We start from the raw sequence: 22,928 nt of genomic DNA, 5'->3' as shown, positions 1-22,928 counted from the left end.
TGCTCTCCTGCAAAGTGTCATCGCTATAGCTTAACTGCTTCTTTCTGCATAACAAAATCCACGGCGTCAGACTGACGTTTCGCATGCAAAAAAAATTGAAAATTTACAAAAATATTTTGCATGGCTTCTGGCGTAACTTGATATAAAACAATAATATCCCTCTATACCCATTTTTATTGAGTGGTTTTTGTTGATTTAAGTCAATGAATGCCGGTTGTCTGGCTGATATACATACACTCAGACAACAATGGTTTTACCAATTGGCCGGGAATGGGCCAAAAAGACGAATAAATATTGCCTAAGGGAGGCATCACATGATTACTGGTATCCAAATTACTAAAGCTGCAAACGACGACCTGCTGAACTCTTTCTGGCTGCTGGATAGCGAAAAAGGCGAGGCCCGCTGCCTGTGTGCAAAAGGAAGCTTTGCTGAAGATGACGTGGTTGCGGTCAATAAACTGGGTGACATCGAATATCGCGAAATTCCGCTCGATGTGAAACCGGAAGTCCGTGTAGAAGGTGGCCAGCATCTGAACGTTAACGTGCTGCGTCGTGAAACGCTGCTGGATGCGGTTGAACATCCGGAAAAATATCCGCAGCTGACGATTCGTGTCTCTGGCTACGCGGTACGCTTCAACTCCCTGACGCCAGAACAGCAGCGCGACGTTATTGCTCGTACCTTTACTGAAAGCCTGTAAGTCGAGGCTTCAATATAAAAACGCCGGGATATCCCGGCGTTTTTTTTACTGCTGATTTTCACCCGCGCTACCGCTTGGTTTACGGCGCTTGCCAACATTTTTGGCGTCGCGGTGACGTTTCTTCACGCGCGATTTCTCTTTATCTTTCTCTTTTTTCTGCTCGGCGCGTTTAGCCAGTACCTTTTTGGATGGCTTACCGGTCTGCTTCTCGCTCGGTGCGCGGGTTGTCGGGCGCAGTTCATCAATAACGCGCGCTTTGAGCGGCTCGTCAATATAGCGGCCAATTTTACCCAACAGCAGATGGTCATGAGCTTCAACCAGGGAAATGGCAACGCCTTTTTTCCCCGCGCGGCCGGTGCGTCCGATACGATGCAGATAGGTATCCGCCGTGCGCGGCATGTCAAAGTTGAAAACGTGGCTCACGTCCGGAATATCTATCCCGCGGGCAGCGACGTCGGTGGCAATCAGTACATTCATACGACCGTCGGTCATCCGTTTGATTGCTTCGTTACGCTTGGCCTGCACCATTTCGCCTTCCAGCCAGCAGGTATTGATCCCCGCTTCGCGCAGCCAGGAGGCCAGTTCATGAACGCGCTCGCGCTTACGCACAAAGACGATAGAGCGGGTCGCATCCGGCTGTTTCAGCAGGTTAACCAGGAGCGCGGTTTTATGCTTAATGTCATCGGCGCGATAGTACCACTGATGAATTTTCTTACGTTCACGCGTGGAGGGACTGGCGGAGACTTCAACGGGCTCTTCCAGCAGGCGCTCGGCAAAGTCTTTAATGGCATCGCCTTCGAGGGTCGCGGAAAACAGCATGGTCTGCTTACGCCAGCGGGTTTCACCGGCAATGTGCTCAATATCCTGCGCGAAGCCCATGTCCAGCATACGATCCGCTTCATCGAGGATCAGCGTTTCGACCGCCCGGCAGTCGAAGTTTTCTTCTTTAATATATTGCAGCAGGCGGCCGGTGGTGGCGACCACGATATCCTGGTTCTCGCTGAACACTTCCGCGTGGTTCATGTATGCGACACCGCCGGTGATGGTGGCAATGTCCAGATGTGTGTGGGCGGCCAGCTCACGGGCATGGTCGGCAACCTGCATCGCCAGCTCACGGGTCGGCGTCAGGATAAGAATACGCGGCGGCCCCGACTTCTTACGCGGGAAATCAAGCAGGTGCTGCAACGCTGGCAGCAGATACGCCGCTGTTTTACCGGTACCTGTCGGGGCTGAACCGAGAATATCACGGCCATCAAGCGCAGGCGGAATAGCGGCGGCCTGAATGGCTGTCGGGCGTGTGAAACCTTTTTCCTGGAGGGCTTCCAGAAGGTTTTCGTCGAGTTCAAGTTCGGAAAAAGTCGTTACAGTCATGATCTACCTCTGAGTGGACCGACGATTATAGACGTTACGGGCGTAATGTTCATCTGTTTGTAAGGCTATCTGTTCTCCGGTATTGTGCATAGCTTCAGGCTCAGGAGTTTTTGTTCGCAAGGTTATTCAGGATGTCTCAGTCGAAGTTTGCGCTGCCGCGCAATGGTTTTACGTTTAAACAGTTCTTTATTGCCCACGACCGCTGTGCGATGAAAGTGGGCACTGACGGCATTTTGCTTGGCGCGTGGGCGCCGATCGCGCAGGTCAAACACGTGCTGGATATCGGGACCGGTAGCGGTTTGCTGGCTTTAATGCTGGCTCAGCGAACCGACAACCGGGTCATGCTGGATGCGGTAGAGCTTGATGAAGAGGCGACAGCGCAGGCGCGCGAAAACGTGGCGACCTCCCCGTGGGGGGCGCGTATCCAGGTGCATCAGGGTGATATTCAACAGTGGCAGCCTGCGCAGACCCGCCGTTATGAACTGATTGTCAGCAACCCGCCTTTTTTTACCGAAGGCGTGCCCTGTGCGACATCGCAGCGCGAGCAGGCGCGATATACGACCACGCTCGATCACGTCACGCTCTTAACCTGCGCCGCGGAGTCGATCACCGAAGAGGGCTTTTTCTGCGTGGTGTTACCGGTGGATATTGGTAATGCGTTTGTTCAACGCGCCGAAACTATGGGCTGGCATCTGCGTTTACGCACCGATGTCGCGGAAACAGAAATGCGCCCGCCGCACCGCGTACTGCTGGCTTTCTCGCCGACCGCCGGGGAGTGTTTTAGCGATCGGCTGATTATCCGTGGGCCTGAGCAGCAATACTCCGAAGGGTTTACTGCCCTGACCCAGGACTTTTACCTCTTTATGTGAGCCAGAGGTGACAGAATCGACGGGCCGCTATCCGCAAGTTGTTGCGGGTAATCCAGCGTATAGTGCAGCCCGCGGCTCTCTTTACGCTGCATTGCGCAGCGAACGATCAGCTCGGCTACCTGCACCAGGTTGCGCAGCTCCAGCAAATTGTTCGACACGCGGAAGCGGGCGTAATATTCGTCGAGTTCCTGCTGCAACATGGTAATTCGTCGTAGCGCACGCTCCAGCCGACGAGTGGTGCGGACAATCCCCACGTAGTCCCACATCAATAATCTTAGCTCGTGCCAGTTATGTTGAATCACCACCAGTTCATCGGGGATCTCAACCTGACTCTCATCCCAGGAAGGGAGGCTGTTAACCGGTTGCGCCAGCGGCAGACGCCGGAGAATATCCTCGGCGGCGGACCAGCCGTAGACCAGGCATTCGAGCAGCGAATTTGACGCCATGCGGTTAGCTCCGTGCAGCCCGGTGTAGCTCACTTCGCCAATCGCATACAGCCCGTCAACATCAGTACGTCCGTTGTCATCAACCATCACGCCGCCGCAGGTATAGTGGGCGGCGGGGACAATCGGGACGGGCTCTTTTGTCAAATCGATACCCAGGCCGAGCAGTTTTTCGTAGATCATCGGGAAATGCTGACGAATAAAGGCTTCAGGCTTATGGCTGATGTCGAGATACATACAATCGACGCCGAGGCGTTTCATCTCATGGTCAATCGCGCGGGCGACGATATCGCGTGGAGCCAGCTCGCCACGTTCGTCAAAATCGGGCATAAACCGGGTTCCGTCCGGGCGTTTCAGGTATGCGCCCTCGCCGCGTAATGCTTCGGTTAACAGGAAATTGCGCGCCTGCGGATGGTACAACGCGGTGGGGTGAAACTGGTTGAATTCGAGGTTGGCCACGCGACAGCCGGCGCGCCAGGCCATAGCAATGCCATCGCCGGAGGAGACGTCCGGATTGGTGGTGTACTGATAGACTTTCGCCGCCCCGCCGGTGGCCAGTACTACGGATTTCGCGCGGCAGGTCTCAACCTTTTCTTTGTTCCGGTTCCAGATCCAGGCGCCAACCACACGGCGCGTCCCCGGCAGGCCGATTTTATCGGAAATGATCAAATCAACGGCGTTACTCCGCTCCAGAATACGAATATTCGGGTGCGCGAGCGCCTGGCCAACCAGCGTCGTTTCCACCGCTTTACCGGTGGCATCGGCCGCGTGGAGAATCCGGCGATGGCTATGGCCACCTTCACGGGTCAGGTGGTAGCTCTGTTCGCCGTTGGCCTGGGTCTGGGTATCAAACAGCACACCCTGATCGATAAGCCATTGCACACAAGATTTGGCGTTGCTGGCGACGAAAGAGACAGCATGGCGATCGCACAGGCCGGCCCCGGCGATGAGCGTATCTTCAACGTGAGATTCCACGCTGTCGGTTTCATCAAAAACGGCGGCAATGCCGCCCTGCGCGTACAGCGTGGAACCTTCGCTGACAGGGCCTTTGCTCAGTACGGCGACGGAGCTGTGCTCCGCCAGACGTAGCGCAAGGGACAAACCGGCAGCGCCGCTGCCGATAATCAGCACATCACAGGAGAAGTCAGGAGTAGTATTCATCGTCTTTGTTTAATTTACTAAACACATTTTTGCCACAATAGCACCAGGTCGTGATGATTCGTACATTTTTTTTACTGGCCGTTGTGGAAACTAAACATAAGCGGGTGGGGCGGCGCAGTGTAAACGAAAGAAAATATTTGCGAGGCAGGTCGTTAGCTTCAGATTTTATAGTGAAATAAAAGCGATGTTACGTTACCCTTCTGGCGGACCTTACGCTTTTTCTTCATCATCTTACCTGGCGTTGAGTTGCGGGACATATAATGAGAGATAACAAATCGTCCGCCGTTGCCAGACAAAAATCAAAGGCGTAACGGAACTTTATTGTTTTCAAACACTCCAATCGTCTGCTTGCTCATATTGCAGTGATTGGGTAGTGCTTTGAAGACGCATGGGAATTGGGTTTGGGGAGACATTACCTCGGATGAGCGAGCAGTTAACGGATCAGGTCCTCGTCGAACGGGTCCAGAAAGGAGATCAGAAAGCGTTTAACTTGCTGGTGGTGCGCTATCAGCATAAGGTCGCGAGCCTGGTCTCCCGCTACGTGCCGCCGGGCGATATCCCTGACGTTGTTCAGGAATCGTTCGTAAAAGCATGGCGCGCGCTGGAGTCCTTCCGGGGAGATAGTGCTTTTTATACCTGGTTATATCGCATCGCCGTCAACACGGCGAAGAATTATCTGGTAGCTCAGGGACGCCGTCCACCGTCCAGCGATGTTGACGCCAATGAGGCGGAAAACTTCGAAAGTGGGGGGGCGCTAAAAGAAATTTCGAACCCTGAGAACTTAATGTTGTCAGAAGAACTGAGACAAATAGTTTTTCGTACCATTGAATCACTCCCGGAAGATTTACGCATGGCAATTACGTTGCGGGAGCTGGATGGCCTGAGCTATGAAGAGATAGCCGCTATCATGGATTGCCCGGTAGGAACGGTACGTTCACGCATTTTTCGGGCACGAGAAGCTATTGATAATAAAGTTCAACCGCTTATCAGGCGTTGACGATAGCGGAATACTGAAAAGGGTATCAGGCATGCAGAAAGAAAAACTTTCGGCCTTAATGGATGGTGAAACGCTGGATAACGAGCTGCTCAATGAGCTGAGCCGTTCTTCTGAAATGCAAAAGACCTGGGAGAGCTACCATCTCATCCGTGATTCGCTGCGAGGCGATACCGCTGAGATGCTCCATTTTGATATCTCAGCCCGCGTGATGGCCGCCATTGAGAACGAGCCCGTTCGTCAGGCGGTGCCGCTTATTCCTGAATCTCAGCCAGCACCACATCAGTGGCGTCAGATGCCTTTCTGGCAGAAAGTCCGCCCGTGGGCCAGTTCACTGACTCAGATGGGGGTTGCAGCGTGCGTTTCGCTTGCTGTTATCGTCGGCGTCCAGCAGTATAATGGGCAAAACGAATCCGCTCAGCAGCCCGAAGCGCCTGTTTTCAACACCATGCCAATGATGGGGAAAGCCAGCCCGGTCAGTCTTGGCGTTCCGGCTGATGCGTCGGCAGGGAGCGGCCAGCAGGCTCAGGTGCAAGAACAGCGTCGCCGTATTAATGCTATGCTGCAGGACTATGAATTGCAGCGTCGCCTGCACGCAGAACAGCTTCAGTTTGGTCAGGCCCAGACTCAGCAAGCCGCTGTTCAGGTGCCAGGCTATCAAACTTTAGGAACGCAATCGCAGTAATGAAGCAACTTTGGTGTGCCATGTCGCTCATGGCAGGCAGCCTGTTCTTCTCTGTCAACGCCTCGGCTGATACATCGTCCGGGGCGTTGTTGCAGCAAATGAACCTGGCCAGCCAGTCCCTCAATTATGAGCTGTCTTTCATCAGCATCAACAAACAGGGCGTTGAGTCGCTGCGTTATCGTCACGCGCGGCTGAACAATCAACCTCTTGCCCAGCTTTTACAACTCGACGGCCCACGCCGGGAGGTTGTACTGCGCGGTAATGAAATCAGCTATTTTGAACCGGGGCTCGATCCATTCACGCTGAATGGCGACTATATCGTCGATTCATTGCCTTCGCTGGCCTATACCGATTTTAAGCGACTGGCTGCCTACTACGACTTTATCTCTGTCGGACGCACTCGTATTGCCGACCGGCTATGTGAAGTGATTCGCGTTGTTGCGCGGGACGGTACGCGCTATAGCTACATTGTCTGGCTGGATGCGGAAACCAGGCTGCCGCTGCGCGTTGATTTGCTCGACCGCGACGGGGAAACGCTGGAACAGTTCCGGGTGGTGTCCTTTAACGTCGGCGATAAGGTCAGCAGCAGTATGGAGACCCTGGCGAAAGCCAGTCTGCCACCCCTGCTGTCGGTGCCGGAAGGGGGCGATAAAGCCAACTTCAACTGGGCGCCAACCTGGCTGCCGCAGGGCGTCTCAGAAGTCTCCAGCAGTCAGCGTCGTCTGCCGACGTTTGATGGTCCGGTTGAATCTCGCCTGTACTCAGATGGGCTGTTTAGCTTCTCGATAAACGTGAACCGCGCCTCGGCAAACAGTAGCGATCAGCTGCTGCGTACCGGGCGTCGCACTGTGAGCACGACGGTACGTGATAACGCCGAGATAACCGTGGTTGGCGAGCTGCCGCCGCAAACGGCTAAACGCATCTCCGACAGCATCAAATTCAGGGCAGTACAATGATTAAAGAATGGGCCACGGTCGTCTCCTGGCATAACGGCATGGCGCAGGTGCACTGTGACGTTAAAGCCTCGTGCAGCAGTTGCGCCTCGCGCGCTGGCTGCGGCAGTCGGGTGCTCAACAAGCTGGGGCCGCAAACCAGCCACACGATCAGCGTTGCCAGCGAACAGCCGCTGTCCGCCGGGCAAAAAGTCGAGCTGGGGATTGCTGAAAGCAGCCTGCTGGGCTCGGCGGTTTTGGTCTACATGGCGCCGCTGGTTGGGCTGTTTGCAATGGCGTCTGTTTTTCAGGCCCTGTTTGCAAATGATTTCGCTTCGCTGTGTGGCGCGCTACTCGGCGGCGTCGGTGGATTTCTGGTGGCGCGCGGGCTTTCGCCCGGATTAGCCGCCCGCCAGTCGTGGCAGCCCGTTATTATTAGCGTTGGCCTGCCGCCAGATTTGGTGCGCGTAGAGACACCCTCTTCAGAACCAGGCCAGTGATTCCACTGGCCTTTATTTTTGATTTATTACCCCCGCCAGAACACATCATTTGCTACGGTTCTGCTGCTGGTAAGAGCATTTCCTGGTTTCGCGGATGTAGTGTAGAATGCGGCGTTTTCGGATTAAAAAACGTCAGGCACAGAACAGTGGCCTCATGATACGCGTAAGGCATAATTAACTCTAACATATGAAGAATATACGTAACTTTTCAATCATCGCTCATATCGACCACGGTAAATCGACGTTGTCTGACCGTATCATCCAGATTTGCGGTGGCCTTTCCGATCGTGAAATGGAAGCCCAGGTACTGGACTCCATGGATCTTGAACGTGAGCGTGGTATCACCATTAAGGCGCAAAGCGTCACCCTGGATTACAAGGCGACCAACGGCGAAACCTACCAGCTGAACTTTATCGATACCCCGGGGCACGTCGACTTCTCTTATGAGGTGTCACGTTCGCTCGCCGCATGTGAAGGCGCGCTGCTGGTGGTCGATGCGGGTCAGGGGGTGGAAGCTCAGACCCTGGCCAACTGCTATACCGCCATGGAAATGGATCTGGAAGTGGTGCCGGTTCTCAACAAAATCGACCTGCCTGCTGCCGATCCGGAGCGCGTAGCCGATGAAATCGAAGACATCGTCGGTATCGATGCGGCCGATGCGGTCCGCTGTTCGGCGAAAACCGGCGTCGGCGTTCCCGATGTTCTGGAACGTCTGGTGCGTGATATTCCGCCGCCGGAAGGTGATGCCGATGCCCCGCTGCAGGCGCTGATTATCGACTCCTGGTTCGATAACTATCTTGGCGTTGTTTCGCTGGTGCGTATCAAAAACGGCACGATGCGTAAAGGCGACAAAATCAAAGTTATGAGCACCGGTCAGGTCTATAACGCCGACCGTCTGGGTATCTTCACGCCAAAACAGGTTGATCGTACCGAGCTGAAATGCGGCGAGGTAGGCTGGCTGGTGTGCGCCATTAAAGATATCCTCGGCGCTCCGGTTGGCGATACCCTGACGACGTCGCGTAACCCGGCGGATAAGGCCCTGCCAGGCTTTAAGAAAGTGAAACCGCAGGTGTATGCCGGTCTGTTCCCGGTGAGTTCCGATGACTATGAAGCCTTCCGCGATGCGCTGGGCAAGCTGAGCCTGAACGATGCCTCTCTGTTCTATGAGCCGGAAAGTTCAACGGCGCTGGGCTTCGGCTTCCGCTGCGGCTTCCTCGGCCTGCTGCACATGGAAATCATCCAGGAGCGTCTGGAACGCGAATACGACCTGGATCTGATTACCACCGCGCCGACGGTAGTCTACGAAGTGGAGACCACGTCGAAAGAAGTCATCTATGTCGATAGCCCGTCTAAGCTGCCGCCGCTGAATAACATTCAGGAGCTGCGTGAGCCGATCGCGGAGTGTCACATGCTGCTGCCGCAGGAGTTCCTGGGCAACGTTATCACGCTGTGTATTGAAAAGCGTGGCGTGCAGACCAACATGGTTTATCACGGTAAACAAGTTGCGCTGACCTATGAAATTCCGATGGCGGAAGTGGTTCTCGATTTCTTTGACCGCCTGAAGTCCACCTCCCGTGGCTACGCGTCGCTGGATTACAACTTCAAACGTTTCCAGGCATCCAACATGGTTCGCGTGGATGTGCTGATCAACGGCGAGCGTGTTGATGCGCTGGCGCTGATCACCCACAACGATAATGCGCCGTACCGTGGTCGTGAGCTGGTGGAAAAGATGAAAGATCTGATCCCCCGCCAGCAGTTCGATATCGCGATTCAGGCGGCTATCGGCAACCACATTATTGCCCGTTCGACCGTTAAACAACTGCGTAAAAACGTGCTGGCGAAATGCTACGGCGGCGACGTCAGCCGTAAGAAAAAGCTGCTGCAGAAGCAGAAAGACGGTAAGAAACGTATGAAGCAAGTGGGTAACGTTGAGCTGCCGCAGGAAGCGTTCCTCGCTATTCTGCACGTCGGTAAAGACGGAAAATAACCATTAAGGAGTTGGCATGGCGAACATGTTTGCCCTGATCCTGGTGATTGCAACCGTGATCACGGGGCTTTTGTGGTGCCTGGATAAATTTATCTTTGCACCAAAACGTCGTGAACGTCAGGCCGCTGCTCAGGCAGCGACCGGTGATAGCCTCGACAAGCAAACGCTGAAGAAAGTCGGCCCGAAACCGGGCTGGCTGGAAACGGCAGCCTCGGTATTTCCGGTGCTGGCGATCGTTTTGGTGGTGCGCTCATTTATTTATGAGCCGTTTCAAATTCCGTCCGGTTCGATGATGCCAACGCTGTTGATTGGCGATTTTATTCTGGTGGAGAAGTTTGCCTACGGCATTAAAGATCCTATCTACCAGAAAACGCTGATCGAAACCGGTCATCCGAAACGCGGCGATATCGTGGTGTTTAAATACCCGGAAGATCCGCGTCTGGACTACATTAAGCGTGCTGTTGGCCTGCCGGGCGATAAGATCACCTACGATCCGGTGGCAAAACAGGTCACCATCCAGCCGGGCTGCAGTTCCGGCCAGGCATGTGGTAACGCACTGCCGGTGACTTACTCCAACGTTGAGCCCAGCGATTTCGTCCAGACGTTCTCTCGTCAGAACGGCGGGGAAGCGACCAGCGGTTTCTGGCAGCTGCCGAAAGGCGAAAGCAAGGCTGACGGCATTCGTCTGACCGAGCGCAAAGAGACGCTGGGCGAGGTGACTCACCGCATTCTGACCGTGCCGATTGCTCAGGATCAGGTTGGAATGTACTACCACCAGTCCGGCCTGCCGTTGGCCACCTGGATAGTGCCGCCGGGTCACTACTTCATGATGGGGGATAACCGCGATAACAGCGCCGACAGCCGTTACTGGGGCTTTGTGCCAGAGGCCAACCTGGTGGGTAAAGCCACGGCCATCTGGATGAGCTTTGAAAAACAGGAAGGTGAATGGCCGACCGGCGTGCGTTTATCGCGTATCGGCAGCATTCATTAATTTCCCTGCCTTATTCACGCTGCCGCTGCAATATTGGCAGCGTGAATTATTTAATATTTAAATCCCTTCAGACTAACGACATCTATTGTCGTTGCGTATAGAATATCCCCCCGAAGTTTTGGTTGTCTCTCGCAAGAGTGACACTGCACACGAAACCGCGTTGGTTGATTTTACTCTGAATAATTTGGGTTGCAGAAAGGCGGCAGGCAAGCGCACAGGCAATCTCAACAGGGACAGAGCTGCCCAGGTCGGTTTCGTGTGCTGCATTTTTGACGCATTCATTTATTGGTAACGCATGAACCCCATCGTAATTAATCGGCTTCAACGGAAGCTGGGCTACACTTTTCATCATCAGGAGCTGTTGCAACAGGCATTAACTCATCGCAGTGCCAGCAGCAAACACAATGAGCGCCTGGAGTTTTTGGGTGACTCAATTCTGAGTTTTGTGATCGCCAATGCGCTCTATCATCGTTTCCCTCGGGTGGACGAAGGTGATATGAGCCGCATGCGCGCAACGCTGGTACGAGGTAACACGCTGGCGGAGATCGCCCGCGAGTTTGAACTGGGTGAGTGTCTGCGCCTTGGTCCGGGTGAGTTGAAAAGCGGCGGCTTCCGTCGCGAGTCTATTCTGGCGGATACCGTAGAAGCATTGATTGGCGGGGTCTTCCTCGACAGCGATATCCAGAACGTTGAGCGCCTGATTCTCAGCTGGTACCAGACTCGTCTGGACGAAATCAGTCCTGGCGATAAGCAAAAAGATCCAAAGACCCGTTTGCAGGAGTACCTGCAAGGTCGCCACCTGCCGCTGCCTTCCTATCTGGTGGTGCAGGTGCGCGGTGAAGCACACGATCAGGAATTTACTATCCACTGCCAGGTCAGTGGCCTGAGTGAACCGGTGGTAGGCACAGGTTCCAGCCGTCGCAAGGCGGAGCAGGCTGCCGCCGAACAGGCGCTGAAAAAGCTGGAGCTGGAATGAGCACCGAGAAAACTTATTGTGGGTTTGTCGCCATTGTTGGCCGCCCGAACGTGGGGAAATCCACGCTGTTGAATAATCTGCTTGGGCAGAAGATTTCGATCACTTCCCGTAAAGCGCAGACCACGCGTCACCGCATTGTCGGTATCCATACCGAAGGGCCGTATCAGGCAATTTATGTGGATACCCCGGGCCTGCACATGGAAGAGAAACGCGCGATCAACCGCCTGATGAACAAAGCGGCGAGCAGCTCTATTGGTGACGTTGAACTGGTGATTTTTGTTGTCGAAGGCACCCGCTGGACGGCCGATGATGAAATGGTGCTGGGCAAATTACGCGATGCCAGAACGCCGGTGATCCTGGCGGTCAATAAAGTGGATAATGTGCAGGAGAAGGCAGATTTGCTGCCACACCTGCAGTTCCTGGCAAGCCAGATGAACTTCCTCGATATCGTACCGATTTCTGCGGAAACCGGGATGAACGTCGATACCATCGCCGGGATCGTACGCAAACATTTGCCGGAAGCGATTCATCACTTCCCGGAAGATTATATTACCGACCGTTCTCAGCGCTTTATGGCCTCCGAAATCATCCGTGAAAAGCTGATGCGCTTCCTTGGCGCCGAGCTGCCGTATTCGGTGACGGTTGAGATCGAGCGTTTCCAGGCTAACGAACGCGGCGGTTATGATATTAACGGCCTGATTCTGGTTGAGCGTGAAGGTCAGAAGAAGATGGTCATTGGCAACAAAGGCGCCAAAATTAAAACCATCGGCATTGAAGCGCGTAAAGACATGCAGGATATGTTTGAAGCGCCGGTGCATCTTGAACTGTGGGTGAAGGTCAAATCCGGCTGGGCCGACGACGAGCGCGCATTGCGCAGCCTCGGTTACGTTGACGATCTCTGAGTTTGATACGCCATGGCTTTCGCGGCGCAGGCAGGCGGCAAGACCGTGAGTCCCCGGGAGCTTACATTAGTAAGTGACTGGGGTGAAAGAGTGCGGCCAACGCACCTGCAACCTGAAAGACGACGAGTATGATGGAAGGCTGGCAGCGCGCTTTCGTTCTGCATAGTCGTCCCTGGAGCGAAACCAGCCTGATGCTGGACGTCTTCACGGAAGAGTCGGGTCGCGTGCGCCTGGTAGCAAAAGGCGCACGTTCCAGACGTTCCAACCTCAAGGGCGCTCTCCAGCCTTTTACCCCTTTACTCCTGCGCTTTGGCGGCCGTGGCGAAGTGAAAACGCTACGCAGCGCCGAAGCCGTGTCATTGTCTCTTCCGCTCAGCGGCATCACGCTTTACAGCGGCCTGTATGTCAATGAACTGCTTTCCCGCGTGCTCGAACATGAAACGCGCTTCTCCGAACTCTTTTTCGATTACCTGCACTGTCTGCAGGCGCTGGCTGGCGCAAGCGGTACGCCGGAGCCGGCATTGCGCCGTTTTGAACTGGCGCTGCTGGGGCATCTGGGCTATGGCGTCGATTTCCTCCACTGTGCCGGCAGCGGCGAAGCGGTGGATGACACCATGACCTATCGCTACCGTGAAGAAAAAGGCTTCATCGCCAGCGTGGTTATTGATAACAACACCTTTACCGGGCACCATCTGAAGGCGCTGGCTAACCGTGAGTTCCCGGATAGCGATGCGCTACGTGCCGCAAAGCGCTTTACCCGTATCGCCCTGAAACCCTATCTTGGCGGTAAACCGCTGAAGAGCCGGGAGCTGTTTCGCCAGTTTATGCCCGCCCTCGCGGCGCGAGCAGCAGATAAAACGAATAACGATCAATGAGGATTGTCATGGCTGAATTACTGTTAGGGGTCAATATTGACCATATTGCGACACTGCGTAACGCTCGCGGCACGGCCTATCCGGATCCGGTACAGGCGGCCTTTATCGCCGAACAGGCTGGCGCCGACGGAATTACCGTGCACCTGCGCGAAGACCGCCGTCACATTACCGACCGCGATGTCCGCATTCTGCGCCAGACGCTGGATACCCGAATGAACCTGGAGATGGCGGTCACCGAAGAGATGCTGACCATCGCCTGTGAGACCAAACCGCATTTCTGCTGCCTGGTTCCGGAAAAACGTCAGGAAGTGACGACGGAAGGCGGTCTGGATGTGGCCAGTCAGCGCGACAAAATGCGCGATGCCTGCACGCGTCTTGCCAATGCCGGTATTCTGGTCTCGCTGTTCATTGATGCTGATGCCGAGCAAATTAAAGCTGCGGCGGACGTCGGCGCGCCGTATATCGAAATCCATACCGGTTGCTATGCGGACGCCGAAACCGACGCACAGCAGGCAAAAGAGCTTGAGCGTATCGCCACGGCGGCCGCCTATGCCGCGAGCCTTGGCCTCAAGGTTAACGCCGGTCACGGCCTGACCTACCATAACGTGCAGGCAATTGCCCGCATTCCGCAGATGCATGAGCTGAACATTGGTCATGCGATCATCGGTCGGGCGGTGATGAGCGGCCTGAAAGAGGCGGTTGCCGAAATGAAACGCCTGATGCGGGAAGCTCGCGCGTAATGGCTATTCTGGGGCTGGGCACCGATATTGTTGAAATTGCCCGTATTGAAGCGGTGATCGCCCGCAGCGGCGATCGTCTCGCCCGGCGCGTGCTCAGCGACAACGAGTGGGCGATATGGGCGCAGCACCAGCAGCCGGTGCGTTTTCTGGCAAAGCGTTTTGCGGTGAAAGAGGCGGCGGCGAAAGCCCTCGGAACCGGTATCCGTAACGGTCTGGCTTTTAATCAGTTCGAAGTTTACAACGACGAACTGGGCAAACCTAAGCTACGTTTATGGGGCGAGGCGAAGAGTCTGGCGGAGCGTCTGGGCGTCAGAAGCATTCACGTGACGCTGGCCGATGAGCGCCATTACGCTTGTGCCACGGTTATCGTAGAGAGTTAGCGCCCGCAGCCCGCGGTATCAGATTTTGTCCGCGTGATGCATCAGCACGAACTTATCCCACAGCTGTTCTTCATTTTCGAGGTGTGCCGGGTCTTTCAGGATCGTATTCGGGATCGGGCACACTTTCTGACAGGTGGGCGTTTCATAGTGGCCCACGCATTCCGTGCAGCGGTCGCTGTTAATTTCATAAATGCTGTGACCCATCGAAATGGCCTCGTTAGGGCATTCCGGTTCGCACATATCGCAGTTGATGCATTTTTTGGTGATTAACAGCGCCATCGGGAAATTCTCAGAAACAACACAAACAGGGCGGGCATTATACGCCCATTTTCTGTTCACACCAGTTTTTTCACCAGCGCTTCACTGTGGCGGATACGCTCCGGCGCATGTTCAAGATCCTGTTGAACCAGCGCCATAAACAGCAGATCGGTGAGCATCATCTGCGCGCTGGTGGAGGAGATAGCCGCGCTGCGGGTCGCCTGCTCTTCGGCGATAGTATACAGGCACTGCGTGGCCTGCTGTTGCAGAGCGTTGGGGGTGAAGCCGGTGATCGCCAGGATCCGACAGCCCACGCGCAGCGCTTCTCCGGCGGCCATATTGATTTCGCGACGTTCGCCAGAGTAGGAGATGGCTAACAGCAGATCGTCTGACGACATGGCCTGCACGGTGGCGAGCAGGGCATGCATATCCTGTTCGGAAACGGCGTTAATGCCGATCTTCATCAGCTTCCAGCTGAAATTACGCGCCACCAGACCGGATGCGCCAATGCCGGTAATAATCACCCGGCGCGCGTGACGCAGCAGCGCCACGGCTTCCAGCAGCTTCTCTTCGCTGTTCACATCCAGCGAGGCGTGCATGGCGGCCACGTTATCCTTAATCAGTTTCTCGCCCACCAGGCGCAGCGGATCGTCGCCGCGGATCTGGTTATGGACCGGCACCGACTGAGGATCGGGCGCGCTGGCCAGCGCTTCGCTGAGCGCCAGTTTCAGCGCCGGGAAACCTTTAAACCCCATCTTCTGCGCGAATTTCACGACGCTGGACTGGCTGACGCCTGCCTCGCCTGCCAGCTGCTGCGAACTAAGGTGGCGGGTCTGGTCCGGCTGAGCCAGAATAAAGTCTGCCAGCTTCTTATCGCTTGCTGCCAGCGACGGATAGCGCTGGCGGATGCGGATTAAACAGTTCATCGGTTTTCCTCAGGACAACCTTCGCCCTCTGCTGAAAGAATTTTGTATTCGATTATAAGAGGATTGCGGAGAATTAAAAATTCTACCGCTGAGATTTATTCACGGCAGAGGAATTGCCTCAACCCGGGCTTAACATCGGCGGATGTTTTCTCTGTTCAGGGCACAAGACTGTTAAGCTAGCGCTATCAGAGACAACATTGGATAAAAAGAGGTCAGGTTTGAAGAACAGCACGCAGCGAGTGGTTTTTTTTGATCTCGATGGAACGTTGCATCAACAGGATATGTTCGGCAGCTTCTTACGCTACGCCTTGCGTCACCAGCCCCTGAATCTGCTGCTGGTGGTACCGTTGTTGCCGGTTATCCTGGCGGGACTGGCGGTAAATGGCCGGGCGGCGCGCTGGCCAATGAGCCTGCTGCTGTGGGCATCGACGTTCGGGCGCAGCGAGCGCGCGCTAAAGCGCCTTGAGGCCGGTTTTGTCCGCTGGTTTCGCCAGCGCGTCACCACTTTCCCGGTCGTGCAGGCCCGACTGTCGGACTACCTGACCCGGCGCGATGCTGATGTCTGGCTGATTACCGGGTCGCCGCAATCGCTGGTGGAACAGGTCTACGGCGATACCGTCTGGTTACCGAGGGTGAACATTATCGCCAGTCGGATGGAGCGCCGCTGCGGCGGCTGGGGCCTGTCGCTACGCTGTCTGGGCCATGAAAAAGTGGCGCAACTGGAGCAGAAGATCGGTGCGCCGCTGCAACTGTACAGCGGCTATAGCGATAGCGAGCAGGATAATCCGTTGCTTCATTTTTGCCAGCACCGCTGGCGGGTCACCCCGCAGGGAGATCTCCACCAGTTAGAATAGTGTGTAATATCTGTCGGCCATGTATAATGCGGCCCGCTTTTTCCGCAGGAGTGCCCGTTTTGTCTGACCATGAACTGACCGATGAATACTGGATGCGTCACGCCCTGACGCTGGCTAAGCGCGCCTGGGAAGAGGGCGAAGTGCCGGTTGGCGCCGTGCTGGTGCACAACCATCAGGTTATCGGCGAAGGTTGGAACCGGCCTATCGGGCGTCACGATCCTACGGCGCATGCCGAAATTATGGCGCTGCGTCAGGGGGGGCTGGTACTGCAAAACTATCGCCTGATTGACGCGACGCTGTATGTCACGCTTGAACCCTGTGTTATGTGTGCGGGGGCGATGGTGCATAGCCGGATTTCGCGGCTGGTATTTGGTGCCCGGGATGCAAAAACCGGCGCGGCCGGCTCGCTCATTGATGTCCTGCACCATCCGGGAATGAATCATCGGGTGGAGATCAGTGAAGGTATTCTGGCGGAGTCGTGCTCAGGCATGCTCAGCGACTTTTTCCGCTGGCGGCGGGAAGAGAAAAAAGCCTTGAAAAAGGCGCGTCGGGCCGGGGACGCTTAGTGCCCCAGTCCGGGAATCTTCAGTCTGGCGTTGTCGACTAACGATTCCGCGCGAAACAGGAAAAAGGGGAGCGCCCGCTGTTCCTTATCCAGTTCATCCGGCATGACCGCCGGATAATCTCCGGCAAGCGCCAGCCGCTGCTCATCCTTTTTCTCTTTCTCCGACAGGTAGCCCACCAGGCTGATGTGGTATTTGCGAATGTTCTCGACGTAGGCGTATGCCTCGTGACCGCGCGCATAGCCATATTTCAGCCGGCTGTAATAAGGTTTCTGACTGAGCAGCGGCAGGCGCTGCTTGACGTCCGCCCAACTGTCGGGATTGCCTTTCTGCCTTTTTGTCAGCGAGATGGCGTCCAGAATATGGGCGTACCCCATATTGTAAGCCGCCAGCGCAAACCAGATTCGCTCATCTTTGGGGACCGTGTCCGGGATTTTATTCATCATATCCTGCAGGTAGCGCATACCGCCGCTGAGGCTCTGCTCCACATCGGTACGATCGCTTAATCCCAGGCTCTGCGCGGTATTGCGGGTCAGCATCATCATGCCGCGAACCCCGGTAGGCGAGGTGGCCTGCGGATCCCAGTGCGACTCCTGCCATGAAATGGCCGCCAGCAGGCGCCAGTCGATCTGACGCGCGTATTTCTCAAACATCGGCTGCAGGTCCGGCAGAATATTTTCGACGGCGCGCAGGAAGGTCCGGGTGTCGACATAATCGAAACCGTTACCGTGTCCGAGGTATTTTTCTTCCAGCCGCGCCAGGGTGCCGTCTTCATTCATATTATTGAAGAAATCCAGCATCGCCGCCGGGAGCGAGTTGTCTTCGCTCCTGGCGCTAAACCAGGTCACCGGCTGTTCATCGCTGATATCCAGGGCGACCGCCAGTTCCGGATGTACGCGCTGGAACAGGCTAATCGCCACCGAATCTGCAATGGTATAATCCACTTCGCCATCGATAACCGCCTGCATCAGCGCTGTCGCCCCGCGCTTTTCATCCACGCGCCAGCCGAGATCGGGGTATTTATTCCCTTTCAGCGTCTGCAGGTCGTTAATGGCGACGTGCCCTGGAGCAATCACCAGCTGTTCTGCCGTGAGGTTGGCGAGGCTGCGCGGGCGCGGTGTGCCAACCCGGTAGACCAGCTGCTGCGATACCGAATAGTAGCCCGGCCCGGACTGATAGTTTTTGACCCGCTCCGAGTTGTAAACCAGCCCGGCAGCTAACATATCGGCATTACCGTTATCAAGGTCATCGAACAGCTGACTGATGTTCTGGCGAACGGTCACCTTCAGCCTGACGCCGAGGTAATTGGCAAACTGTTCTGCCAGCTCGTAATCCAGCCCGTAGGTTTTGTTATTGATGGTCGCGAAGGTGAGCTGCGAATTGATGGTGCTGATGCGCAGCTCCCCGCGCGCCATAATTCCGGCAACACGGTTCTCCGACTTTCCTGACCACGGGATCGACGGCCACAAGGCGGCCGCCAGCAATAAGGTCACAATGCCGATGAGCAGATAATTAATCTTTAATTTTTTCAGAGAGTTAATCTTCTGCAGCTCTGTGTTCCTCAGCAGGCTATTAGCGGAAAAATAAAAAGAGAGTCCTCGAATGAGCGGCATTTTGCTTAAGAATGCGTCAGTTGGCAACTTATTCGCGAGGGAGGTCACATTAATTGATAAACCAGGGGAATGATTTTATTTCCACGCAAACGGTTTCGTCGAGGCTCAGGATTCACTATAATGGCGCCCGTTTCCCCCCTGGCTCATATTGAAAGCTGCGAAGACGAGAGACTTATGATGGAAATTTTGCGTGGTTCACCTGCACTGTCGGCATTTCGTGTTAATAAACTGCTGGCACGTTTCCAGGCGGCCAACCTGCCGGTTAGCACAATATATGCAGAGTATGTTCATTTTGCCGAACTGAACGCGCCGTTAAGCGGTGATGAGCGTGAGAGTCTGGCACGACTGCTCAAGTATGGCCCAAGTTTAAACAGCCATACCCCAACCGGTAAATTACTGCTCGTCACCCCCCGCCCTGGCACCATCTCCCCCTGGTCTTCTAAAGCTACCGATATTGCCCATAACTGCGGTCTGTCGCAGGTTGTGCGCCTTGAGCGCGGTGTAGCGTACTATGTGGAAGCCAGCACGCTGAGCGAAGCGCAATGGGCTGCGGTCGCGAGTGAACTTCACGACCGGATGATGGAAAGCGTCTTTGACACGCTGGAAGAGGGCGAAAAGCTGTTCGCTCAGCATCAACCGACGCCGGTGACCAGCGTCGATCTGCTGGGGCAGGGACGTCAGGCGCTGATTGACGCCAACCTCCGTCTGGGGCTGGCGCTGGCGGAAGACGAAATCGACTACCTGCAGGAGGCGTTCAACAAGCTTGGCCGCAACCCGAACGACATCGAACTGTATATGTTTGCGCAGGCGAACTCCGAACACTGCCGCCACAAGATTTTTAACGCCGACTGGATCATTGATGGCGAACAGCAGCCGAAGTCGCTGTTCAAGATGATCAAAAACACCTTCGAAAAGACGCCGGATTACGTCCTGTCCGCCTATAAAGACAACGCCGCGGTCATGGAAGGTTCTCAGGTAGGGCGCTTCTTCGCCGATCGCGAAAAAGGCCGCTATGACTACCATCAGGAAGACGCCCATATCCTGATGAAAGTGGAAACGCACAACCACCCGACGGCCATCTCTCCATGGCCGGGCGCGGCGACCGGCTCCGGCGGCGAAATCCGCGATGAAGGGGCAACCGGTCGCGGAGCGAAACCGAAAGCTGGCCTGGTCGGTTTCTCGGTCTCTAACCTGCGGATCCCTGGCTTTGAACAGCCGTGGGAAGAAGATTTCGGCAAGCCGGAGCGTATTGTAACCGCTCTGGATATCATGACCGACGGCCCGCTGGGCGGCGCGGCGTTTAACAACGAATTTGGTCGCCCGGCGCTGAACGGCTACTTCCGTACCTATGAAGAAAAGGTGACCAGCCACAACGGCGAAGAGCTGCGCGGTTACCACAAACCGATCATGCTGGCGGGCGGTATTGGTAACATCCGCGGCGAGCATGTGCAGAAAGGCGAAATTAGCGTCGGGGCGAAACTGATTGTCCTTGGCGGCCCGGCGATGAATATCGGCCTGGGCGGCGGGGCAGCCTCTTCAATGGCATCCGGCCAGTCCGACGCGGATCTTGATTTTGCCTCCGTACAGCGCGATAACCCGGAAATGGAACGCCGTTGCCAGGAAGTGATCGACCGCTGCTGGCAGCTGGGCGATGCGAACCCGATTCTGTTTATCCATGACGTTGGCGCGGGCGGTCTGTCTAATGCCATGCCGGAACTGGTCAGCGACGGCGGGCGCGGCGGTAAATTCCAGCTGCGCGATATCCTGAGCGATGAGCCGGGGATGAGCCCGCTGGAGATCTGGTGTAACGAATCCCAGGAGCGCTATGTGCTGGCGGTCGCGCCGGAACAGCTGCCGCTGTTTGATGAGCTGTGCCGCCGCGAGCGTGCGCCGTACGCGGTGATCGGTGAAGCCACCGAAGAACTGCATCTCAACATGGGCGATGCTCACTTCAACGACCAGCCGATCGACCTGCCGCTGGATGTGCTGCTGGGTAAAACGCCGAAAATGACCCGCGATGTGCAGACCCTGAAAGTGAAAGGCGATGCGCTGGATCGCCAGGATATCACTCTCGCCGACGCGGTGAATCGCGTGCTGCATTTGCCGGCGGTTGCCGAGAAAACCTTCCTTGTCACCATCGGCGACCGCACCGTCACCGGGATGGTGGCGCGCGATCAGATGGTCGGTCCCTGGCAGATTCCGGTAGCGAACTGTGCGGTAACCACCGCCAGCCTCGATAGCTACTACGGTGAAGCGATGGCGATTGGTGAACGTGCGCCGGTCGCGCTGTTGGACTTTGCCGCCTCTGCTCGTCTGGCCGTCGGTGAAGCGCTGACCAACGTCGCGGCAACGCAAATTGGCGCGTTGAATCGCGTGAAGCTTTCCGCAAACTGGATGGCCGCAGCGGGTCACCCGGGTGAAGATGCCGGTCTGTATGAAGCGGTAAAAGCGGTTGGCGAAGAGCTGTGTCCGGCTCTGGGCCTGACCATTCCGGTGGGTAAAGACTCGATGTCGATGAAAACCCGCTGGCAGGAAGGCAGCGAACAGCGCGAGATGACTTCGCCGCTGTCGCTGGTGATTTCCGCCTTTGCCCGCGTGGAAGATGTGCGCCATACCGTGACGCCGCAGCTTTCCACGGAAGATAACGCCCTGCTGCTGATTGATTTAGGCAAGGGTCGTAACGCGCTCGGCGCCACCGCGCTGGCGCAGGTTTACCGTCAGCTGGGCGATGTTCCGGCCGACGTGCGTGACGTCGCGCAACTGAAAGGCTTCTGGGATGCGATGCAGGCGCTGGTGGCCGATCGTAAGCTGCTGGCTTACCACGACCGCTCTGACGGCGGCCTGCTGGTAACCCTGGCTGAGATGGCCTTTACCGGCCACTGCGGCCTGACGGCAGATATCGCCGCGCTGGGCGACGATCGTCTGGCGGCGTTGTTTAACGAAGAGCTGGGCGCGGTTATCCAGGTACGTGCCGCGGATCGCCAAGCGGTTGAAGCGCTGCTGGCCTCTCACGGCCTGGCAGACTGCGTCCACTACCTGGGCCAGGCGACGGAAGGTGACCGCTTTGTCATCACCGCCGAAGGGCATCCGGTGTTCAGCGAAAGCCGCACCACGCTGCGTATCTGGTGGGCAGAAACCACCTGGCAGATGCAGCGTCTGCGCGACAACCCGGAGTGCGCCGATAGCGAGCACGAAGCGAAACGCCGTGAAGACGATCCGGGCCTGAACGTGAAGCTCTCCTTCGATATCAATGAAGACATTGCCGCACCGTACATCGCCACCGGCGCGCGTCCGAAGGTCGCGGTACTGCGTGAGCAGGGCGTTAACTCCCACGTTGAGATGGCGGCAGCCTTCCACCGCGCGGGCTTCGATGCGATCGACGTGCACATGAGCGACCTGCTGGCGGGACGTACCGGACTGGCTGATTTCCAGGCGCTGGTAGCCTGTGGCGGCTTCTCCTATGGCGACGTGCTGGGAGCGGGTGAAGGCTGGGCGAAATCGATTCTGTTTAACGAGCGCGTGCGCGATGAGTTTGCCACCTTCTTCCACCGTCCGCAGACGCTGGCGCTGGGCGTGTGTAACGGTTGTCAGATGATGTCCAATCTGCGTGAGCTGATCCCGGGAAGCGACCTGTGGCCGCGCTTTGTGCGTAACTATTCCGACCGTTTTGAAGCGCGCTTCAGCCTGGTCGAAGTGACGCAAAGCCCGTCTCTGCTGCTGCAGGGCATGGCCGGTTCAATGATGCCGATTGCCGTTTCTCACGGTGAAGGGCAGGTGGAAGTGCGTGACAGCGCGCATCTGGCTCAGCTGGAGAGCAAAGGTCTGGTGGCGCTGCGCTTTGTCGATAACTTCGGTAAGGTGACGGAGAGCTATCCGGCTAACCCGAACGGTTCACCGAACGGTATCACCGCCGTGACCAGCGAAAGCGGTCGCGCGACGATCATGATGCCGCATCCGGAACGTGTATTCCGCACGGTGGCGAACTCCTGGCACCCGGAAAACTGGGGCGAGGATAGCCCGTGGATGCGCATCTTCCGCAACGCGCGTAAACAGCTGGGTTAATCCGGCGAGTTGTACAGGATCTGCCGCGTTCGCGCAGCCTGTCAGGCTGAACCGTAATGTATCAGGCCCCCGACGTTGAGCGGGGGCTTTTTCATTTGTGACGGCGGTCGCCTGAGGGTGTCGGGAATTACCGACAAACGCCGGTGTG

General features: G+C 56.2%; 21 protein-coding genes. 16 read left to right on the top strand and 5 right to left on the bottom strand.

All coding sequences use genetic code 11. The features are described 5' to 3' along the window. The first annotated feature begins 314 nt into the window (after nucleotides 1–314). Nucleotides 315–698, top strand: a complete 384-nt coding sequence (gene grcA, locus CWM52_RS06620) for an autonomous glycyl radical cofactor GrcA (protein WP_100683373.1) — start codon at nucleotides 315–317, stop codon at nucleotides 696–698. A gap of 45 nt (nucleotides 699–743) precedes the next feature. Here grcA and srmB read toward each other — a convergent pair whose 3' ends face one another. Then, nucleotides 744–2,069, bottom strand: coding sequence for an ATP-dependent RNA helicase SrmB (gene srmB / locus CWM52_RS06615; protein ID WP_100683372.1), 1,326 nt, complete (start codon nucleotides 2,067–2,069; stop codon nucleotides 744–746). A 131-nt stretch (nucleotides 2,070–2,200) separates the two neighbouring features. Here srmB and trmN point away from each other — a divergent pair, with 131 nt between their 5' ends. Beyond that, a complete protein-coding gene (gene trmN, locus CWM52_RS06610; protein ID WP_100683371.1) occupies nucleotides 2,201–2,938 on the top strand; it encodes a tRNA(1)(Val) (adenine(37)-N(6))-methyltransferase TrmN in 738 nt (245 codons plus the stop codon). Here trmN and nadB read toward each other — a convergent pair. Then, a complete protein-coding gene (gene nadB, locus CWM52_RS06605) occupies nucleotides 2,923–4,542 on the bottom strand; it encodes an L-aspartate oxidase (RefSeq protein ID WP_100683370.1) in 1,620 nt (539 codons plus the stop codon). The genes trmN and nadB overlap by 16 nt on opposite strands. A 421-nt stretch (nucleotides 4,543–4,963) precedes the next feature. Here nadB and rpoE point away from each other — a divergent pair, with 421 nt between their 5' ends. The 11 genes from rpoE to acpS all read left to right on the top strand — a co-directional run bounded on the left by rpoE (nucleotide 4,964) and on the right by acpS (nucleotide 14,504). Beyond that, nucleotides 4,964–5,539, top strand: a complete 576-nt coding sequence (gene rpoE, locus CWM52_RS06595; RefSeq protein ID WP_004866461.1) for an RNA polymerase sigma factor RpoE — start codon at nucleotides 4,964–4,966, stop codon at nucleotides 5,537–5,539. Between the two features lie 31 nt (nucleotides 5,540–5,570). Next, entirely contained in the window at nucleotides 5,571–6,221 is a 651-nt protein-coding gene (gene rseA / locus CWM52_RS06590; protein WP_100683369.1) for an anti-sigma-E factor RseA, read from the top strand. Next, the gene (gene rseB / locus CWM52_RS06585; RefSeq protein WP_100683368.1) at nucleotides 6,221–7,177 is read left to right on the top strand and encodes a sigma-E factor regulatory protein RseB; all 957 of its coding nucleotides are present in this window, start codon (nucleotides 6,221–6,223) and stop codon (nucleotides 7,175–7,177) included. The genes rseA and rseB overlap by 1 nt, the downstream gene beginning before the upstream one ends. Continuing rightward, a complete protein-coding gene (gene rseC / locus CWM52_RS06580; protein WP_100683367.1) occupies nucleotides 7,174–7,653 on the top strand; it encodes a SoxR-reducing system protein RseC in 480 nt (159 codons plus the stop codon). The genes rseB and rseC overlap by 4 nt, the downstream gene beginning before the upstream one ends. Before the next feature lie 187 nt (nucleotides 7,654–7,840). Further along, entirely contained in the window at nucleotides 7,841–9,640 is a 1,800-nt protein-coding gene (gene lepA / locus CWM52_RS06575; protein WP_100683366.1) for a translation elongation factor 4, read from the top strand. Nucleotides 9,641–9,656: 16 nt separating this feature from the next. After that, nucleotides 9,657–10,631, top strand: a complete 975-nt coding sequence (gene lepB / locus CWM52_RS06570; protein WP_100683365.1) for a signal peptidase I — start codon at nucleotides 9,657–9,659, stop codon at nucleotides 10,629–10,631. A 295-nt stretch (nucleotides 10,632–10,926) separates the two neighbouring features. Next, nucleotides 10,927–11,607 (top strand): ribonuclease III, encoded by a 681-nt coding sequence (rnc, locus tag CWM52_RS06565; protein WP_002914065.1) that lies wholly within the window; start codon nucleotides 10,927–10,929, stop codon nucleotides 11,605–11,607. Then, on the top strand, nucleotides 11,604–12,509 hold the full coding sequence (gene era / locus CWM52_RS06560) for a GTPase Era (protein ID WP_100683364.1): 906 nt from the start codon (nucleotides 11,604–11,606) through the stop codon (nucleotides 12,507–12,509). The genes rnc and era overlap by 4 nt, the downstream gene beginning before the upstream one ends. Nucleotides 12,510–12,640: 131 nt before the next feature. Then, the gene (gene recO / locus CWM52_RS06555) at nucleotides 12,641–13,384 is read left to right on the top strand and encodes a DNA repair protein RecO (RefSeq protein ID WP_100683388.1); all 744 of its coding nucleotides are present in this window, start codon (nucleotides 12,641–12,643) and stop codon (nucleotides 13,382–13,384) included. A gap of 8 nt (nucleotides 13,385–13,392) precedes the next feature. Continuing rightward, nucleotides 13,393–14,124: a pyridoxine 5'-phosphate synthase gene (gene pdxJ / locus CWM52_RS06550; protein WP_100683363.1), complete on the top strand. Its 732-nt coding sequence runs from the start codon at nucleotides 13,393–13,395 to the stop codon at nucleotides 14,122–14,124. Then, entirely contained in the window at nucleotides 14,124–14,504 is a 381-nt protein-coding gene (acpS, locus tag CWM52_RS06545) for a holo-ACP synthase (protein ID WP_100683362.1), read from the top strand. The genes pdxJ and acpS overlap by 1 nt, the downstream gene beginning before the upstream one ends. Nucleotides 14,505–14,522: 18 nt before the next feature. Here the strand turns inward: acpS and CWM52_RS06540 are convergent, their stop codons facing one another. Beyond that, nucleotides 14,523–14,783: a YfhL family 4Fe-4S dicluster ferredoxin gene (locus tag CWM52_RS06540; protein ID WP_100683361.1), complete on the bottom strand. Its 261-nt coding sequence runs from the start codon at nucleotides 14,781–14,783 to the stop codon at nucleotides 14,523–14,525. A 56-nt stretch (nucleotides 14,784–14,839) separates the two neighbouring features. Then, the gene (locus CWM52_RS06535; protein WP_100683360.1) at nucleotides 14,840–15,688 is read right to left on the bottom strand and encodes a MurR/RpiR family transcriptional regulator; all 849 of its coding nucleotides are present in this window, start codon (nucleotides 15,686–15,688) and stop codon (nucleotides 14,840–14,842) included. A gap of 218 nt (nucleotides 15,689–15,906) precedes the next feature. Here CWM52_RS06535 and yfhb point away from each other — a divergent pair, with 218 nt between their 5' ends. After that, complete coding sequence (gene yfhb, locus CWM52_RS06530) at nucleotides 15,907–16,542, top strand: phosphatidylglycerophosphatase C (RefSeq protein ID WP_100683359.1); 636 nt, start codon at nucleotides 15,907–15,909, stop codon at nucleotides 16,540–16,542. 26 nt (nucleotides 16,543–16,568) lie between these two features. Continuing rightward, entirely contained in the window at nucleotides 16,569–17,108 is a 540-nt protein-coding gene (gene tadA, locus CWM52_RS06525; RefSeq protein WP_100683358.1) for a tRNA adenosine(34) deaminase TadA, read from the top strand. On the opposite strand, the gene mltF is transcribed toward tadA, so the two are convergent. Further along, on the bottom strand, nucleotides 17,105–18,637 hold the full coding sequence (gene mltF, locus CWM52_RS06520) for a membrane-bound lytic murein transglycosylase MltF (RefSeq protein ID WP_227521265.1): 1,533 nt from the start codon (nucleotides 18,635–18,637) through the stop codon (nucleotides 17,105–17,107). The genes tadA and mltF overlap by 4 nt on opposite strands. 255 nt (nucleotides 18,638–18,892) lie before the next feature. Here mltF and purL point away from each other — a divergent pair, with 255 nt between their 5' ends. Beyond that, complete coding sequence (purL, locus tag CWM52_RS06515; protein WP_100683387.1) at nucleotides 18,893–22,780, top strand: phosphoribosylformylglycinamidine synthase; 3,888 nt, start codon at nucleotides 18,893–18,895, stop codon at nucleotides 22,778–22,780. Nucleotides 22,781–22,928: the final 148 nt, after the last annotated feature.

The organism is Raoultella sp. T31 (genome assembly GCF_002806725.1).
Classification (GTDB): domain Bacteria; phylum Pseudomonadota; class Gammaproteobacteria; order Enterobacterales; family Enterobacteriaceae; genus Klebsiella; species Klebsiella electrica.
The sequence above is the reverse complement of the archived record's forward strand: the minus strand, read 5'-3'. Positions and strand labels throughout refer to the sequence as shown.